The organism is Acetobacteroides hydrogenigenes, from assembly GCF_004340205.1.
In the GTDB taxonomy this organism is placed as follows: domain Bacteria; phylum Bacteroidota; class Bacteroidia; order Bacteroidales; family ZOR0009; genus Acetobacteroides; species Acetobacteroides hydrogenigenes.
Genome location: NZ_SLWB01000017.1, coordinates 77,563 through 92,869, shown reverse-complemented (window position 1 = coordinate 92,869; position 15,307 = coordinate 77,563). Strand labels below are relative to the sequence as shown.

The 15,307-nt window shown below is 46.5% G+C and carries 16 protein-coding genes; 10 read left to right on the top strand and 6 right to left on the bottom strand.

All coding sequences use genetic code 11. The features are described from left to right. The first annotated feature begins 402 nt into the window (after positions 1-402). The 4 genes from CLV25_RS14265 (at position 403) to CLV25_RS14250 (ending at position 4,305) form a co-directional block, all read left to right on the top strand. A complete protein-coding gene (locus CLV25_RS14265) occupies positions 403-675 on the top strand; it encodes an HU family DNA-binding protein (protein ID WP_131840340.1) in 273 nt (90 codons plus the stop codon). Positions 676-766: 91 nt separating this feature from the next. Continuing rightward, positions 767-1,459, top strand: coding sequence for a TrmH family RNA methyltransferase (locus tag CLV25_RS14260; protein ID WP_207895689.1), 693 nt, complete (start codon positions 767-769; stop codon positions 1,457-1,459). A gap of 17 nt (positions 1,460-1,476) precedes the next feature. Next, positions 1,477-2,328, top strand: a complete 852-nt coding sequence (locus tag CLV25_RS14255; RefSeq protein WP_131840338.1) for a hypothetical protein — start codon at positions 1,477-1,479, stop codon at positions 2,326-2,328. 18 nt (positions 2,329-2,346) lie between these two features. Continuing rightward, positions 2,347-4,305, top strand: a complete 1,959-nt coding sequence (locus tag CLV25_RS14250) for a dipeptidyl-peptidase 3 family protein (protein ID WP_131840337.1) — start codon at positions 2,347-2,349, stop codon at positions 4,303-4,305. Positions 4,306-4,481: 176 nt separating this feature from the next. Here CLV25_RS14250 and CLV25_RS14245 read toward each other — a convergent pair whose 3' ends face one another. The 3 genes from CLV25_RS14245 to CLV25_RS14235 are packed head-to-tail and all read right to left on the bottom strand — an operon-like array spanning position 4,482 to position 6,643. After that, on the bottom strand, positions 4,482-5,552 hold the full coding sequence (locus CLV25_RS14245) for a hypothetical protein (protein ID WP_131840336.1): 1,071 nt from the start codon (positions 5,550-5,552) through the stop codon (positions 4,482-4,484). A gap of 1 nt (position 5,553) precedes the next feature. Continuing rightward, positions 5,554-6,081 (bottom strand): hypothetical protein, encoded by a 528-nt coding sequence (locus CLV25_RS14240; protein ID WP_131840335.1) that lies wholly within the window; start codon positions 6,079-6,081, stop codon positions 5,554-5,556. Then, positions 6,068-6,643 carry an RNA polymerase sigma factor gene (locus tag CLV25_RS14235; protein WP_131840334.1) on the bottom strand — a complete coding sequence of 192 codons (576 nt, stop codon included), beginning with the start codon at positions 6,641-6,643 and terminating at the stop codon, positions 6,068-6,070. Before CLV25_RS14235 ends, CLV25_RS14240 begins: the two co-directional genes overlap by 14 nt. A 155-nt stretch (positions 6,644-6,798) precedes the next feature. Here CLV25_RS14235 and CLV25_RS14230 point away from each other — a divergent pair, with 155 nt between their 5' ends. Beyond that, a complete protein-coding gene (locus tag CLV25_RS14230; protein ID WP_131840333.1) occupies positions 6,799-8,763 on the top strand; it encodes a TonB-dependent receptor plug domain-containing protein in 1,965 nt (654 codons plus the stop codon). 127 nt (positions 8,764-8,890) lie between these two features. After that, positions 8,891-9,454, top strand: a complete 564-nt coding sequence (locus tag CLV25_RS14225) for an adenylate kinase (RefSeq protein WP_131840332.1) — start codon at positions 8,891-8,893, stop codon at positions 9,452-9,454. Between the two features lie 55 nt (positions 9,455-9,509). On the opposite strand, the gene arfB is transcribed toward CLV25_RS14225, so the two are convergent. Together arfB and CLV25_RS14215 are read right to left on the bottom strand one after the other, a co-directional pair. Next, positions 9,510-9,923 (bottom strand): alternative ribosome rescue aminoacyl-tRNA hydrolase ArfB, encoded by a 414-nt coding sequence (arfB, locus tag CLV25_RS14220; RefSeq protein WP_131840331.1) that lies wholly within the window; start codon positions 9,921-9,923, stop codon positions 9,510-9,512. A 102-nt stretch (positions 9,924-10,025) separates the two neighbouring features. Further along, complete coding sequence (locus CLV25_RS14215; protein ID WP_131840330.1) at positions 10,026-11,015, bottom strand: alcohol dehydrogenase catalytic domain-containing protein; 990 nt, start codon at positions 11,013-11,015, stop codon at positions 10,026-10,028. A 172-nt stretch (positions 11,016-11,187) separates the two neighbouring features. On the opposite strand from CLV25_RS14215, the gene CLV25_RS14210 reads away from it, so the two are divergent. The 4 genes from CLV25_RS14210 to CLV25_RS14195 all read left to right on the top strand — a co-directional run bounded on the left by CLV25_RS14210 (position 11,188) and on the right by CLV25_RS14195 (position 14,487). After that, on the top strand, positions 11,188-11,640 hold the full coding sequence (locus CLV25_RS14210; protein WP_131840329.1) for a GyrI-like domain-containing protein: 453 nt from the start codon (positions 11,188-11,190) through the stop codon (positions 11,638-11,640). 58 nt (positions 11,641-11,698) lie between these two features. Continuing rightward, positions 11,699-12,043: a DUF3795 domain-containing protein gene (locus tag CLV25_RS14205; RefSeq protein WP_131840328.1), complete on the top strand. Its 345-nt coding sequence runs from the start codon at positions 11,699-11,701 to the stop codon at positions 12,041-12,043. A gap of 556 nt (positions 12,044-12,599) precedes the next feature. Next, entirely contained in the window at positions 12,600-13,178 is a 579-nt protein-coding gene (locus CLV25_RS14200) for a DJ-1/PfpI family protein (RefSeq protein WP_131840327.1), read from the top strand. Positions 13,179-13,533: 355 nt separating this feature from the next. After that, positions 13,534-14,487 carry a helix-turn-helix transcriptional regulator gene (locus CLV25_RS14195; protein WP_131840326.1) on the top strand — a complete coding sequence of 318 codons (954 nt, stop codon included), beginning with the start codon at positions 13,534-13,536 and terminating at the stop codon, positions 14,485-14,487. A gap of 173 nt (positions 14,488-14,660) precedes the next feature. On the opposite strand, the gene CLV25_RS14190 is transcribed toward CLV25_RS14195, so the two are convergent. Further along, on the bottom strand, positions 14,661-15,218 hold the full coding sequence (locus tag CLV25_RS14190) for a hypothetical protein (RefSeq protein WP_131840325.1): 558 nt from the start codon (positions 15,216-15,218) through the stop codon (positions 14,661-14,663). Between the last annotated feature and the right edge of the window lie 89 nt (positions 15,219-15,307).

Genomic DNA, 15,307 nt, shown 5'->3' with positions numbered 1-15,307 from the left:
AGAGGGAGGGATTCGAACCCCCGGAGGTTTGACCCTCAACGGTTTTCAAGACCGCCGCAATCGACCACTCTGCCACCTCTCCGAGGACAAAAGTAACTCCATTTTTTAGTTTGCAAAAAAACAAAAGAGTTGTTTTTTTAATTATTTGTTTTACCGGACTGCCATTATAGCTTAATCTTGTTATGAAATTGCTGAATTAGGGTAGAGCGGATACGTTGAGGTTTATGTGAATAAAGAATCTTGGGTAAAAGAAAAAATATAAGTAAAAGTGATTTTGATTAGTATTTTTTTTTATAAATTAGCAGATGAAAAGATTGTTGACGTTTGTTGCATGCTGATTTTTTCTGCTGTGTACAATAAATATTAACGACAGATTTTTTTTAACCGCTAAAATATTAAGCTATGAACAAAACTCAATTGATTGATGCATTGGCAGGTGAGGCAAGTATGTCTAAGTCTGATGCTAAGAAAGCGCTTGATGCTTTTATTAAGGTTACTTCTGATGCTCTAAAGAGTGGAGATAGTATCGCGTTGATAGGATTTGGTTCTTTTGGTGTTTCTCAAAGAAGTGCAAGAACTGGTAGAAATCCAAGGAGTGGTAAAGAAATAAAAATTGCAGCTAAGAAAGTGGTAAGGTTCAAGGCTGGGAAAAGTTTAACTGACAAGATTCAATAGATTTTTGGAGTCAGAATTTGAAGAGGGTGCTTTGGCACCCTTTTTTATTGCTTTTTTATAATTGCTATCTTTGAAAGGTAATATGTTTAAAATGGAATTTACACCAGAAATACGAAACCGAATATCGGATCATTTAGAAACGTTTCTTGGAGACGAACGTATCGGCATAATAAAAAGGGTTCTTTCGAATAGGACTCGGTATATTACTGTTTGTCTTGAAGATATTTACCAGTCGCAAAATGCGTCAGCAGTGCTGAGAAGTTCCGAGGCTTTTGGCTTGCAGGATGTGCATATCATCGAAAATTCGAACATCTTCAGCATAAATCCTAACGTAGTTAGGGGATCAGACAAGTGGCTTACAATTCATCGCTATTTCAACTCAGCCTGTCCTACAAGTGATGCTATTAGTAGTTTAAGGTCGAATGGCTATAGAATTGTTGCAACTTCGCCTCATGTTGATGGCGTTGCGCTCGAAGATTTTGATTTAACAAAAGGAAAGGTTGCAGTATTTTTTGGGAATGAGCATAATGGAGTTTCTCAAACTTTGCTGGATCAGGCTGATGAATACTTATATATTCCTATGTACGGATTTACCGAGAGTTTCAACATCTCTGTTGCTGCTGCAATGACGATCCATACGCTTAGGGGAAAGTTGCATGAACAGGATATCAGATGGGCGCTGAGCGGAGCGGAGTACGAAGAGCTACTTTTTAGCTGGCTTAACAAGGCGGTTAAGCGTCCTGATCTAATTGTTAAACGATTTCTCGACGAAAATCCTTATTAAAATAAGTGTTAGATATTATGAAGATGGCTAGAAGGAGTTTTTGCTTTGCTGTACTTGTTTTTATGGCATTCTCATTTCAGGCTAGCGCTCAGGATACGGTATTGGTATCGAGGTTTAATGAGCTGTTTGCTGCAAAAAATGATCGCATAAAGGATTCTATAGTCGAACGGATTATCCCAGATTTTATTCTCTTTCTAAAGAGCAATAGTGCAAAGAATTTTAACTTTAAGCCCATAAAGCATATTGGGGTTCTCGAATCACCCGATAATGCTTTTACTTTTTACCTTTTTAACCTCAGATATAGGGATGGTTCTTTTAAGCATTTCGCCTTTTTGCAGCAACCTCAAGGGAACTGTTTAAAGGTGACAAAGTTTGAGGATAAAAGGAGTGAGGTGCAAAAGCCAAACGATGAGATCCTAATACCGGAGAAATGGTATGGGGCTCTTTATTATCAGATTATACCCATAAAATCTAACGGGAAAAACTTCTATACGCTACTTGGGGCATCGTTTACCGATCTGTTTGTATCTCGAAGGGTTATTGAGGTTATGGAGATTACTGACGAAGGAGTTATTTTGGGGGCTCCTATATTCTTTGACGGACGTAGAAATGCCTCTCGTGTTGTTTTTGAGCATTCTGCTCGATTTTTGATGACTTTGCGGTATATGCCTGAGCTAAAAACAATCGTATTTGATCATCTTGCCTCTTCGGAACCAAATGCTGGCAATAATTTTCAGTTCTTTGGACCAGATGGCTCGCAGGATGGTTTTATCCTCGAAAACGGAATTTGGACGTTGAAGCAAAATATTGATGTTAGAATGCCGGATAGGAAGCGTAAGAAGGATTTTAAGACTATCAAAACGTACTAATTTCCCAAAATCTATACTATGAGTGATTTTGAATGGAAGGTCGACCAGTTTGCCGACCTTAGGGTGCTGAGGTATCAGGTGCCCGACTTTGAGCTGCTTTCGCTAAATCAGAAAAAGCTGATATATAACCTTTCGATGGCTGCTGCTGCTGGTCGCGATATCCTTTTCGACCAAAACTACCGCCACAACCTTGCCATAAGATTTGTGCTTGAGGCGATCTACGAGGGCTACTCGGGCGATAGAACGTCGGAGGAGTTTAAGCAATTTGAAACCTACCTTAAGCGGGTGTGGTTCTCGAATGGTATCCATCACCACTACGGCAACGAGAAGTTTGTCCCCGAAATATCGCGCAGCTACTTCATCTATCTTTTAGAAAATACGCCTTTAGCGTGCTTTAAGCCTCACTTTACCTCGGTAGAGGAGATTCGCAGTAGGGTAGAAGAGCCCATCTTTAACCCCGACGTGGATAAGCAAAGGGTGTGCTCGAATCCGGAGGTAGACATGGTGGCCAGTTCCAGCAGCACCTTCTACCAAGGGGTTACCCAGAAGGAGGCCGAGGAGTTCTACGGCCAGCTGCTCGATCCGGAGAACCAAACGCCGCTATCCTACGGCCTTAACACCAGCCTGGTGAAGGAGGGCGATACGCTCCGCGAGGTGGTGTGGAAGCAGGACGGCAAGTACGGCAAGGCCATCACCCAAATTGTGCACTGGCTGCGCAAGGCGATGGATGTGGCCGAAAACGACGAGCAGCGCAAATCCATAGAGTTCCTGATATCCTTTTACACCACGGGCAAGCTGGAGTACTTCGACGAGTACAGCATCACCTGGGTGAAGGATTTGGCCTCGCAGGTGGACTTCATTAACGGGTTTATTGAGACCTACAACGATCCGTTGGGCTACAAGGCCACGTGGGAGTCGCACGTGAACTTCCGCAACGATGCCGCTACGCAGCGCACCGTGGTGATTAGCGATAACGCCCAGTGGTTCGAGGATCACTCGCCCGTTGATTCGAAGTTTAAGAAGAAGGTGGTGAAGGGCGTTAGCGCAAAGGTGATAAACGCCGCCTTCCTGGCGGGCGACTGCTATCCGGCTACGCCTATTGGCATCAACCTGCCCAATGCCGACTGGATTCGCAAGGTTCACGGATCGAAATCGGTTACCATCGATAACATCGCGTACGCCTACGATCAGGCGTCGCACGGAACGGGCTTCATCGAGGAGTTTGCCTACTCTAAGGAGGAGGTTGATCTCGAATACCTGCACGGATTTCTAGCCGACTCGCTCCATACCGATATGCACGAGTGCCTGGGCCACGGCAGCGGCCAGCTGGCCGAAGGGGTGGTGGGCGATGAACTGAAGAGCTACGGCTCTACCATCGAGGAGGCGCGCGCCGATCTGTTTGCGCTCTACTACATGATGGACCCCAAGATGGTGGAGCTGGGGCTGATCCCTTCGCTCGATGTGGCCAAGGCACTCTACAACGACTACATCCGCAACGGGCTGCTCACCCAGATGGTTCGCATCGAGCTGGGCAAGAACGTGGAGGAGGCCCACATGCGCAACCGCAAGCTGATTGCCGAATGGTGCTTCGAAAAGGGATCATCGGAACAGGTGATGGCGTATGTGGTGCGCGATGGGAAGACCTACGTGGTGGTGAACAGCTACGAGAGCCTACGCAGGCTATTTGGCGAGCTGCTGCGCGAGATTCAGCGCATAAAATCGACCGGAGACTACCAGGCGGCCAAGCAGCTGGTGGAGGGCTACGGCGTGAAGCTCGACCAAGAGCTGCATAAGGAGATCCTTGAGCGGTATAAGAAGCTGGGGCTGGCCCCATACAGCGGCTTCATCAACCCAACTTATAAGCCAGTGTGCGAGAATGGCGAGATTGTAGACGTTGCGATCGACTACTCCGAAGGATATGTGGAGCAGATGCTGCGCTACTCGAAGGAGCACTCGTTTTTGGGGATTGACGGGTAAAAGAATAAGTTTAAGTAGGTGCTAAGCGGTTACATTGAAACGGATGTAACCGCATTTTTTATTGAAAGATGGTGAATTTGAGGAGATGACGAAAGTTTTTAAACAAAAGAGGCTGCTTTTTTTAGACAGCCCCTTTTTATTTTATTGCACTTCAACGCTGAATTTGATGGGATTTGCTAGTTTTTTCTTAAAGTCCAGTCTCCGAAATTGCTGATTATTCTAACATTTTTAGAAGGTTTCACCCCGATTGTTTTGATGAATGATCCATCGAGGTTTTGAGAGCCGTTGGAAAGGTTGTATAGCTTAAAATCGGAGTATTTGGACGAAACGTTCAGCTTAAACGATGCTTCATTTTGGAAGGTAAGCTTACCATCAGAGTAGTTACCTTGCAGGTCTATGTTATTAAAACGGCCGTCAATGCTATATACTATAACGTTGCTGTATAGTAGCGAAAGAACCATGTTATCTGCAAGCTTATCTATTTTCATATCGGTATTAATTAGCCTTCCTTTTATAGAATTAATTGAACCGAATTTTAAATCAGAATAGCTAAGGGCCGAGTTTACAAACTTAATTTTATCTATTTTAAAGTCGGAGTAGGCTCCGTTTAGCCCAATGGCGTATCCATTTTGAAGGGCGAAATTCCCGTAATCGATATTTAGGTTAAGCCACGTTACCTCTTTAATTGCGATATCTCCATAGGCTGCCACTATATTGTTGGCTTTCTTGTCGTTGCCAAAGCTGAGCTTTTCGGCAAAAAGGTCTCCATACTTTAGGTTTACGCTCACGTATCCGCTCATATTTCCGAGTGCAACATCTCCATACTTTACGGTGATTTTTGATTCAATAGAAGATGGGGCGTAAATCACGTAATTGATAGTGTGCTTTATGCTGTTGCGTAAGTGGCGCGTGGTTACTTTTATGCTATTGCCAACCTGCGACATGCTAATTCTATAACTTTTTGTTGCATACTCTTTAGTGTTGGAAACCGTAGCGTCGTATTTTACGTAGGCATCAACCTTTACCTTGTTGCTTTTCCATGTAGTAACCTTGACATTCCCGTATGAGTTGTTTACCTCAATGCTTGTGTTGTTGGTGTATGCGAACTCCTTCGACATAACCTTTTCGGCTTTTGAATCGTTCTCGTAGTCGGTGTTAAAGCTGGGCTCTATAACTGTAAAGGAAGAGCACAGTAGTACCGTTAGGAGTAAGAGACAGGTTGGGGCTATTTTGTTAAAAGTTTTCATCTTACTTTGAGTTTTGTTCGTTTTGTTGTTCGTTTCTTTCGGCTTTAATGGCCATCTTGGTAAGAATTCGATCCGTTTGGCGGTAGTGCATCATGAGCGCTTGGCGCATTTCTGGGTTGTTGGCTGACATCTCTGATGCTTTCTCCATAATTGTTGTTTGCTTTTTAATGCTTTCGACTTGCTTTTCGTAGTCCTTGCGCACGGACTCGGGAAGTTTATCTACGGCTATATTTATTTGCTTGTACTTGGCATCCAGCACCTCGTTGTAGTTGCTTTTTATTACTCGAATTTCGTTACTGTACTCATCGTTGGTTGTGATGAAAAGTTTTCCGAAAAGGAGGGTAGAAGCAACAAGTAGTAGTGCCGCTGCTGCTACTTGTGCAAAGGAAAATTTTCTTTGCTTTGCAGGCTGCAGTGATGCGTTGACGAAAGCCAACTTTTGTTCGAAGCTTTTTAGATGCTCCTCCGACGGGTTCTCGCAATCGAACTCATCGCGATGATGGTTGATGTAATCCTCAATACGAGCCATTATAGAACGTTTTTTGTTTTTCTTTAATCAGGGTCCCTAACTTTTGCTTAGCGCGATGCAGCTGCGTTCTGGATGCTGCATTTGAAATGTGAAGGATATCTGCAATCTCCTCGTGATCATACCCTTCAATCAAAAAAAGGTTGATGATGATCCGATAACTTTCCGGTAGCATCTCGATGCAGCGCTTTATGCATTCGACTGACATATTCTCGTCACAGTCAATTTCAGCTGTTTCGTCTTCCTTGTCCGGAAGCTTGTCGTCGGGGGCGAATTCCAGCTTTCGTTGCCGCATCTTGTCGAGGCATGTATTTACGACAATTCGCTTTAGCCAAGCTCCAAAGCTAACCTCGTTTTGGTAGCTTCCAATCTTGGTAAAAGCTTTCAGAAACGCTTCCTGCATGCAATCTTCCGCTTCTGCACTATGGTGTACCATTCGGTAAGCCGTGTTGTACATAGTCTTATAGTAGATTTTGTATATCTCCATTTGACTATCGGATCGGAAGATCTTGCATCCTTCTATCAGCTCCTGATGTATGTTTTTGAAGCAAGATTCAGGGTCCATACCTTTACTTTTCTAATCAAAAGACGTAGCTTAAATAAGAAACGTTACATGGGAATCATATTTTTTTATGATTTTTCAAATTTAGCAAATTGGGGAAGGATCTCCCTTTTAATTGTTGGGTTTGCCTTATATTTGCAGCCTAAATTTTTCGTTGTATGGATTTTAAATCCCTAAAAAAAGAGCGTTCTGCTTTTATGAAGGTTAACCTTAGCTCCTTTCTTGGTTTTATGCTGCTCTCGCTGGTGAGCGTAGAGGGCGTGGCTCAAAACGATACGACTGCTATTGCATCGTCCAAAGAGCTTGATGAGGTTATTGTTAAAGCTACCCAGCGTAAGAATACATTCTCGAAGCTTACACGTGTTGTTGCGACAATCACTAAAGAAGATTTAAAGGTTTCGCCTATCCATAGCGTTGCTGATGTTCTGTCGTATGCGGCAGGTGTAGACATAAGAACCCGCGGACCTATTGGTGTTCAGGCCGACATATCGGTTAGAGGTGGATCTTTTGATCAGGTGCTGATTCTTCTGAACGGTGTAAATATTACCGATCCTCAAACTGGACATCATAACCTAAACTTGCCCGTTGACATTTCAGCAATTGAGCGAATTGAGATACTTCAAGGGCCGGGAGCCCGTAGCTTTGGTCCAAATGCTTTTAGCGGTGCTATCAACTTTATAACCGCTTCATCTACTAATCATCAAACGCGCGTTAGCGTTGCTGGTGGCGATTTTGGATTCCTCTCGCTTGGTGCAATAACGTCTGCCAGTAAGGGCAATTTTGGCGTATTTGTGTCTGCCAACCGCCAGCAATCCTCGGGCTACGTAAATAATACCGATTTTGAGGTTAATAGCTACTACGGCAGCTTTACCTACAAAAACAAAAAGATCGGCGATGTAGAGTTAAGTACAGGGGTACAGGATAAGGGATTTGGCGCTAATAGCTTTTACTCTGTAAAGTATCCAAACGAGTACGAGGCTACCAAAACCTACTTTAGCAGCCTTCGTTGGGGGAAAGATTTTGGCATTTTCAACCTTTCGGCGACCGGTTACTGGCGTAGGCATTTCGACCGTTTTGAACTTTTTCGATACGATCCTCTGCCTTTTTACAAGTTTCACAACTACCATAGAACTGATATTTATGGGGGAAACCTAAAACTCACCGTTTTTTCGCTGTTAGGAAAGACACTAGTTGGAACCGAGCTGCGCGAAGAGGAGATACTCTCTAACGTTTTGGGGAATACGCTAAGCAAACCCGTTAAAATTATTGGCACTAACCTATTTTACACGAATGGCGTTGATAGGCTCAACACAAGCGCTTTTTTGGAGCATTCCTGCAGCTTCAAAAACCTCTTTCTTTCGGCGGGTTTAATGTTTAACCATTCCAACGATTTTGGAAGCAGCTGGTATTGGGGGACTGATGCAAGCTACATTTTTGGAGGTTCTGGCTTAAAGGTATTCGCATCAGCTAACCAGTCATACCGATTGCCAACGTTTACCGATTTGTACTATAAGAGTGCAGTTCACGATGGAAATCCCAATCTAAAACCCGAAAAGGCGATCACCTACGAAGGAGGCATTAAGTACGAGAAGGGTGCTTGGATGGGGCAGGTTGTTGCTTATCGTCGTTTGGCCGATAACTCAATAGATAGGGTAAAGTTGCCTACCGATGCAAAAACTACGACCCGAAACCTTACCGATATTCATACAACAGGGGTTGAGCTTACTGCTGCGTATAATCCGAACCGTAAAGTATTGAAGGCAATCACAGCGTCGTACACCTATCAAACTCAGGATAAGAGTAGCAACGAGTATATATCCATGTACGTGCTCGATTACCTTACCTATAAGGGTACCCTATCGGGAACTGTTGGACTTGCAAAAGATCTTTCGTTGAACGTTAGGGGGTGCTACCAGGATAGAAAAGGAACCTATACAAATCCCAATGGGGTGGAGGTTGCATACTCTCCATTCTTTACCCTAGATGCGAAGTTGATGTACACCTATAGAGCCTTCTCGATATTTGCAGAGGCTTCCAATGTATTGGGCGAACGCTACTACGATCTAGGAAATATTCCTCAACCGCTGAGGTGGTTTAAGGGTGGAATTGCGGTAACTTTTTAAGAGGAGCATTTGCTCCTCTTTTTACATTAAGATTTTATAAAATATAGTGGCACTTGTTGTGAGTTCTTTTTAACTTGGTAGTGGTTAAGCGGTATTATATGCCGAGGTTTAATATAAACACCGAGCCATGGAAATACTCATACTGTTTGGTGCTCCTTTTTCGGGAAAGGGAACTCAAGGCGAAATTCTAGCCCAGAAGACAGGTTACCTGCATGTTTCAACAGGCGATATTCTCCGTACCCAGCGCAAGATGCATACATCATTAGGGCTAAAAGCAGAATCGTATATACGGCAGGGTCATTTAGTGCCAGACGACCTGCTCGATGAGCTAATAGAAGACGAGATCATCAAGTGTAAAAAAGGTAAGGGTATTATTTTAGACGGCTATCCTCGAACCATCAACCAAGCATACACGCTGCATCTGCTTGCTCAAAAGCATGGCGTTGCAATACGTCGGGTGCTTTTCTTAGACGTACCTCACGAGGTGCTTATTGCAAGAGGAATACATAGAGGAAAAACGTCGGATAGGATTGACGATAAAGATCCCGATGTAATGAATAAGCGCATCGAAATATACCATAGCGAAACCAAGCCAGTAGGCAAGTACTACGTCGATAGGAATTTGTCGGTTACCATTAGTGGTATTGGCGAGGTTGAAGAAGTTGCAGAGAGAATTCTTGCTAGTATTTAAATCGTATTGGAAAAGTATTGGAAAAGAATAAGGCCGGTGAAAACCGGCCTTATTGCTAGTATTCTATCGAACGCCTTGATGCTTTACGCTCCGATTGGCGCTTCTTGTTTTCCATCTTCTTTGCCTTTGAGGCTAGCGTAGGCTTCGTTTGCTTCCTCTTCTTTTGAACCGTTAGGGCACTCTCCAATAGTTCGTAAAATTTCATCAAGCACTGGGCCTTATTCTTTAGCTGGGTGCGCTCGGTTTGCGAGACGATAATAAGGATTCCTTCTTGGGTTAACCGTTTGGCGAGTTTGGTGAGTAGCCGATTTTTTTCCTCTTCGGTAAGGATGGATGAGCTGGCAATGTCGAATCGAAGTTCGACCTTGGTGTTTACCTTATTTACGTTCTGTCCTCCGGCTCCGCTGCTGCGCGAGGCGCTAAAGGTGAGCTCCGGTAGAAAATCTCTATTGCGAATGTTGCTGTACATGGCGAGTGGCGACTATGTGAAATGTTGGCGCAAATATCGCACAAAAAATGCGGCTAGATTCTGCGATCTTCCGCATTTTGAGCTATTGGATGGGAATCCGATCTATTTCCCTTTTATCTCCATCACAATTTTACCTACCGTTTTCCCCCTAAACATCTCCATGAGGTGGTGAGGAACCTCTTCCAACGAGATTATCTTTTTCAGCGGAACGTCAATAAGGCTTCGTTCTACGAGATCCATTACGCATCGGCCTGTTTCGAGTATGGATAGCAGCCCTCGGATGCCGTAGCCATAGCCGCCTCCAATGCTAAACTGGTGGAAACTGAGCGACTTTAAAAAGGCATCGTCGTACTTTGAGGGCCTTACGTATCCCGAGAGTTCGAGTAGGTGACCGTTAAAGGAGAGCGCGTTGGCGGCTATGATGTCGTAGTCTGGCCCGATGGTATCAATTGCCTTGTTGGCTCCAATCCCATCGGTATACTCCATAACCTTCTTTACTATGTCATCCTTGTTTTGGTCGATGATATGGGTTGCACCCATCTCCTTAACGAATGAAAAGTTCTCCTTCGGACAGGTGACGATTATTTTCTTTACCCCGATGTAGCTGGCGATTTGGGTTGCAAAGCTGCCAACCTCTTCCGACCCTCCAATTATGAGCAGCGAGTCGGCCGATCGAAGGTTGAGCATCTCTTTTATTCCCCTAAAGGCGGTCCATCCGGCGTAGGGGGTGGCGGCGGCAATGTCGTGGGGGAGAATCGGATTGTGCAGGATGGCTTCCTCGTTTTGCACGGCATACTCGGCGAACCCACCGTGCGGGCGGAGCATGTAGCCGTGGTAGAGCACCCGGTCGCCGGGTTTCCATCGGGTTACCTTTTTGCCGATCTCGACCACCTCGCCCGAGACGTCGAGCCCGGGCACCCACGAGTCCGTCATGCCTGGAACCATGTGCTTCCAAAGCGAGATTTTTGCATCGTAGGGGGTAAGCCCGCAGGCTTTTACCTTAACGAGTACATCGTTGCTGCCGAGCTTCGGAAAGGGAAGATCTCTGACCGCAAAGGTGTTTTCTGTGGGATTGAACGTTACCGCTTTCATGCTGATTCCTCAATTTTGTTCAAGTTATGAAATTGCCTAGCGATATATCAGCTCTTTCCCCCACTTTTTTGGACGATTCATCTTTTTCTTCAACTTTACTTGATGCTGCTGACATACGGTTGTCAGTAGCCTGCCGTAGCTTTGCCTGCGTAACCATTAAAACGGAACTATTATGGAATTAAAAATCGTAGAATCAGTACTAGTATGCGGCATCAAGGTGCAGACATCGCTAAAGAGTATCATGGAGTTTGTGGGCAGCACACCCGACAGGTTGATGGCCGAGCTGGCGGCGCAGGGTATTAAGCCAACCGGAGCCCAAATATGGCAGTACACGGGCTGTGATGGCAATCCCGAAACGGTGTTCGACCTGCTAATTTGTGTGCCGGTTGAACAGCGAGGGCAGGATAGGAACGGGGTCGCGTTTCTTACCCTAGGCTCGTTTAGGTGCGCCTGCTCCATGCACGAGGGCTCGTGGAACGAGCTTGGAAAGGCCTACGAGGCGCTGATGGGCGAAATGGTTAAGGGTGGGTTGACGATGACAACGGCATCGCGCGAGGTGTACCACCGGTGCGATTTTGAGAATCCGCAGAATTGCCTTACCGAGATTCAGCTCGAGGTAAAGTAGGGCTTTACATCGCTTTGATTTTATTCTAATTTTGACGTACTCTTCTAACAAATCGATTATGAATATACCTGCCGATAAAAAGCGGATTGCCTACTGCGGTCTTTACTGCGGGGCTTGCAGGAGGTTACTTAACGGAAAGTGTCCCGGTTGTGCCGACAACGCGAAGGCTACCTGGTGTAAGGTGCGCTCGTGCTGTATAAGCAACGGTATCGCCAGCTGTGCCGACTGTAAGACGGTAGGGCATCAACGCTGCAAGCTCTTCAACAACTTTATGGCGAAGCTCTTTGGCGTGCTCTTTAACTCGGATAGGGCAAAGTGCATCGAGCGCATCAAGGAGGTAGGCTACCTGGCCTATGCTGTCGAGATGGCCGATAGCAGAATGCAAACCCTTAAGCGGAAGTAGCGCGAACAAAAAAGTCGACTTGGAAGGTTAAATCTGCGTGGCGCAGCAAAAAAAGCGCACTTGGAGGCTTGCGCCAGCCGGCGCGGATCAAAAAGCGTACTTTTTTCGTAGAATCCGTTCGGCGCAGGCAAAAAGGTGCACTTGGAAGGTTGAATCCGCGCGGCGCAGCAAAAAAAGCGCACTTGGAGGCTTGCGCCAGCCGGCGCGGATCAAAAAGTGTACTTTTTTCGTAGAATCCGTTCGGCGCAGGTAAAAAGGTGCACTTGGAAGGTTGAATCCGCGCGGCGCAGCAAAAAAAGCGCACTTGGAGGCTTGCGCCAGCCGGCGCGGATCAAAAAGCGTACTTTTTTCGTAGAATCCGTTCGGCGCAGGTAAAAAGGTGCACTTGGAAGATCCATGCAGCTCTGCAGCGGCAAAAAATATAGAGTAGTCCTCCTGCTATGCGGAGCGTCTTCGCTCCGCTTTAGCGGTCAAGGCCTATGGCCTTACATTAAGCGACCTCAGGCCGCAACAAACAAAAGCGTAGGCTTGCCTAGGCTAATTCAATACCAAGCATATGAAGAGGAAGATATTTGTATTCCTGTTTAATGGATATTCGGACTGGGAAATCGCTTACCTTTCGCCCGAGATTAGTAAGAACGATGCGTTTGAGCTGATCTACTTTTCCGCCGATGGCAAGCCGGTACTGTCGATGGGAGGTTTACGGGTGGTACCCGAAATGTCGTTGAACGAAGTAAGCGTAGGCGATGTTCACATGCTGATTATTCCGGGGGGAGTGTCCTGGGAAAAGGGCGAAAACCGTGAAATAGGCACATTGGCGAAAGCGCTATTTGCCGAAAAGCGGACGATTGCCGCTATCTGTGCTGCTACGGCCTACCTTGGCGAACTAGGATTCCTAAACCACCTGAAGCATACCAGCAACGACCTGTACTACCTAAAGGGAGCAGCCCCCGGCTATTCGGGAGAAAGCTGCTATGTAAATGACCTTGCCGTTACTGATGAGCATATCATTACTGCCAAAGGCATAGCCCCTATTGAGTTTGCGAGGGAAGTATTCGCAACGCTGAAGCTGTATAACGACCATGATATGGAGAAATGGTTTCAGCTCTTTAAGAATGGAATTTGGAGTGCGTAAAGGCTTCGTTGGGCGTAGGCAAAACAGTGCACTTGGATGCTCTGTGCAGCTTTGTGGCAGGGATTCCGCTTTTACAAAAATCCATTTTTCATGGAAAATGTAGACGTTGAGGAATCGGCCTATCGTTGCACAAGGCGTATCCCCCGCTGGCGGGGGCAGGGGGTGGAAAATGCACGTTAAAGGTAAAGATGCAATACTAACGATGACTATAGGCTTTCGAAAATCCACCCCCGAACCCCCGCCAGCGGGGGATAACCTTCGAACTGGAGTGGCCTAAATTTTAAAAAGCGAAATCCATGAGCCGTTTGTTACAGCAAAAAAGCTGAGCTGTCCTTGCATAATGTAAATTTACCCAATGAACCGAATAGATCGCCTACAGGCAATACTTATACATCTGCAAAGCAAGAAGGTGGTAACTGCCGCCGAGCTGGCCGAACGCTTCGACCTGAGCATCCGCACCGTGTACCGCGATATCAGGGCGCTGGAGGAGGCGGGCGTGCCCATCGGCTCGGAGGCGGGGGTGGGGTACTTCCTCTCCGAGAGCTACCACCTGCCCCCGGTACGCTTTACCAACGCCGAGGCATCGGCGCTGCTCATGGGGGCTAAGTTCGTGGAGCAGATGAGCGACTCGCAAACGCGCGAGTCGTGCCAGTCGGCGCTCTTCAAGATCAAGTCGGTGCTCAACGCCAAGGAGAAGGATGCGCTGGAGAAGCTGCAGGATAACATTCTGGTATTTGGCCGTCAGAACCATGGCGACAACCGCGAGCAGGCGCTGCTGGCCGATGTTCAGCAAGCTATTATCGGCAAAACAGCGCTCGATGTGGAGTACCATGCCGGGTACACCAACCAGGTAACGCTTCGGCGCGTGGAGCCCATAGGGATGATCTACTACGGCAACAGCTGGCACCTGATTGGCTACTGCCAACTGCGCAACGACTACCGCGATTTGCGCATCGACCGAATCCTGAAGCTTGAAAGAACCAATATTCCCTTTTCGAAAAATGCTCACATTTGCCTCGACGAGTACTTCGAGCGGGTGCAGAATCGCGAGGGCATGCACAAGATTACGCTGCTGGTTGCCCGCGATAGCCAGCACCACATCAAGGAGTCGAAGTACTGGTACGGCTTTACCTACGACGAGGAGCACGACGAAAGGTGGATGAGGCTGCACTTCCGTAACTCCGACCTTTGGGGCTTCTCGCGCTGGGTGATATTCGGAGGAGGTAGCGTTAGGGTAGAGGAGCCCGAGGAGCTAAAGGTGCTGGTTCACGACTTTGTAAAGGAGCTGACAGAGGCTTACAGTATATAAATCAACAGCCCCAACAGTGTAACTCTGTTGGGGCTGTTGTTCTATGGTAAGGTAAATTCGATTAACTTCAGTATAATCCCGCTAAGGAGGGATGTCGCTTCGCTCCACTTCCTTTTACCTTCAGTATAACTTCCGATTACCTTCCGTTTAACTTCTTCTTTTTAGAAGGACACCTACTCCTCTTTAGGGAGCGCCTTGATGTCCTCCAGCACCTTAATCAGCTCAAGGATCATAGGCTTCTTGCTCTCGTCCTCGGCGGTGTAGCCGTTCTTCAACTTAAGGATGGCAGCATCCAGCGTTTCATCCGAAGCCTCGCTGCACGAGTTCTCGATAACGGTAAAGGCATCGTAGGCGGTAAGGTAGTCGGCAGTTAGGGCGATATCCACAAACGTGTCGATGTAGGGCGCAAACGAGAGCGAGTTCTGCCATAGCGCCGAAAGGTAGGGCTGCAGCTGGTCGGTTCCTTTAAGCTTTTCAATTCCTTGTACCAGCAGCTTGGGCGCATCGTGGTGCTTAATGTCCATGATTAGGGAGAGGATGGCCTCCTTCTTTTCATCATCAACCCTCTCTTCGGCAAGCAGCTCTACAAGAAATGGGATAATTTGGATGTCGCTCGAGGTACGTATCTGCTCGATATGCTCCTTAAACGCCTCGTTGTCTTCCTTGCGCAGCTGTTGAACCAGCTCAAGCAGCTTCTTAATCTCGTTGTCTAGCTGAATATTCTTATCCATTGATGGTCTCTTATGTTATTTCCGCCTAGCCCTTACAGGCCAGGCTTTATGATTACGCCCTTTCAGGGCTTGTATTTCTTCTTCTAACT

Coding starts and splice junctions, on each gene's coding strand:
- CLV25_RS14240 (WP_131840335.1), bottom strand. CDS start 6,081: ATGGCTCGTATTGAGGATTACATCAACCATCATCGCGATGAGTTCGAT.
- CLV25_RS14200 (WP_131840327.1), top strand. CDS start 12,600: ATGAAGAGGAAGATATTTGTATTCCTGTTTAATGGATATTCGGACTGG.
- CLV25_RS14195 (WP_131840326.1), top strand. CDS start 13,534: ATGAACCGAATAGATCGCCTACAGGCAATACTTATACATCTGCAAAGC.
- CLV25_RS14230 (WP_131840333.1), top strand. CDS start 6,799: ATGGATTTTAAATCCCTAAAAAAAGAGCGTTCTGCTTTTATGAAGGTT.
- CLV25_RS14215 (WP_131840330.1), bottom strand. CDS start 11,015: ATGAAAGCGGTAACGTTCAATCCCACAGAAAACACCTTTGCGGTCAGA.
- CLV25_RS14260 (WP_207895689.1), top strand. CDS start 767: ATGGAATTTACACCAGAAATACGAAACCGAATATCGGATCATTTAGAA.
- CLV25_RS14190 (WP_131840325.1), bottom strand. CDS start 15,218: ATGGATAAGAATATTCAGCTAGACAACGAGATTAAGAAGCTGCTTGAG.
- CLV25_RS14255 (WP_131840338.1), top strand. CDS start 1,477: ATGAAGATGGCTAGAAGGAGTTTTTGCTTTGCTGTACTTGTTTTTATG.
- CLV25_RS14205 (WP_131840328.1), top strand. CDS start 11,699: ATGAATATACCTGCCGATAAAAAGCGGATTGCCTACTGCGGTCTTTAC.
- arfB (WP_131840331.1), bottom strand. CDS start 9,923: ATGTACAGCAACATTCGCAATAGAGATTTTCTACCGGAGCTCACCTTT.
- CLV25_RS14235 (WP_131840334.1), bottom strand. CDS start 6,643: ATGGACCCTGAATCTTGCTTCAAAAACATACATCAGGAGCTGATAGAA.
- CLV25_RS14225 (WP_131840332.1), top strand. CDS start 8,891: ATGGAAATACTCATACTGTTTGGTGCTCCTTTTTCGGGAAAGGGAACT.
- CLV25_RS14265 (WP_131840340.1), top strand. CDS start 403: ATGAACAAAACTCAATTGATTGATGCATTGGCAGGTGAGGCAAGTATG.
- CLV25_RS14210 (WP_131840329.1), top strand. CDS start 11,188: ATGGAATTAAAAATCGTAGAATCAGTACTAGTATGCGGCATCAAGGTG.
- CLV25_RS14245 (WP_131840336.1), bottom strand. CDS start 5,552: ATGAAAACTTTTAACAAAATAGCCCCAACCTGTCTCTTACTCCTAACG.
- CLV25_RS14250 (WP_131840337.1), top strand. CDS start 2,347: ATGAGTGATTTTGAATGGAAGGTCGACCAGTTTGCCGACCTTAGGGTG.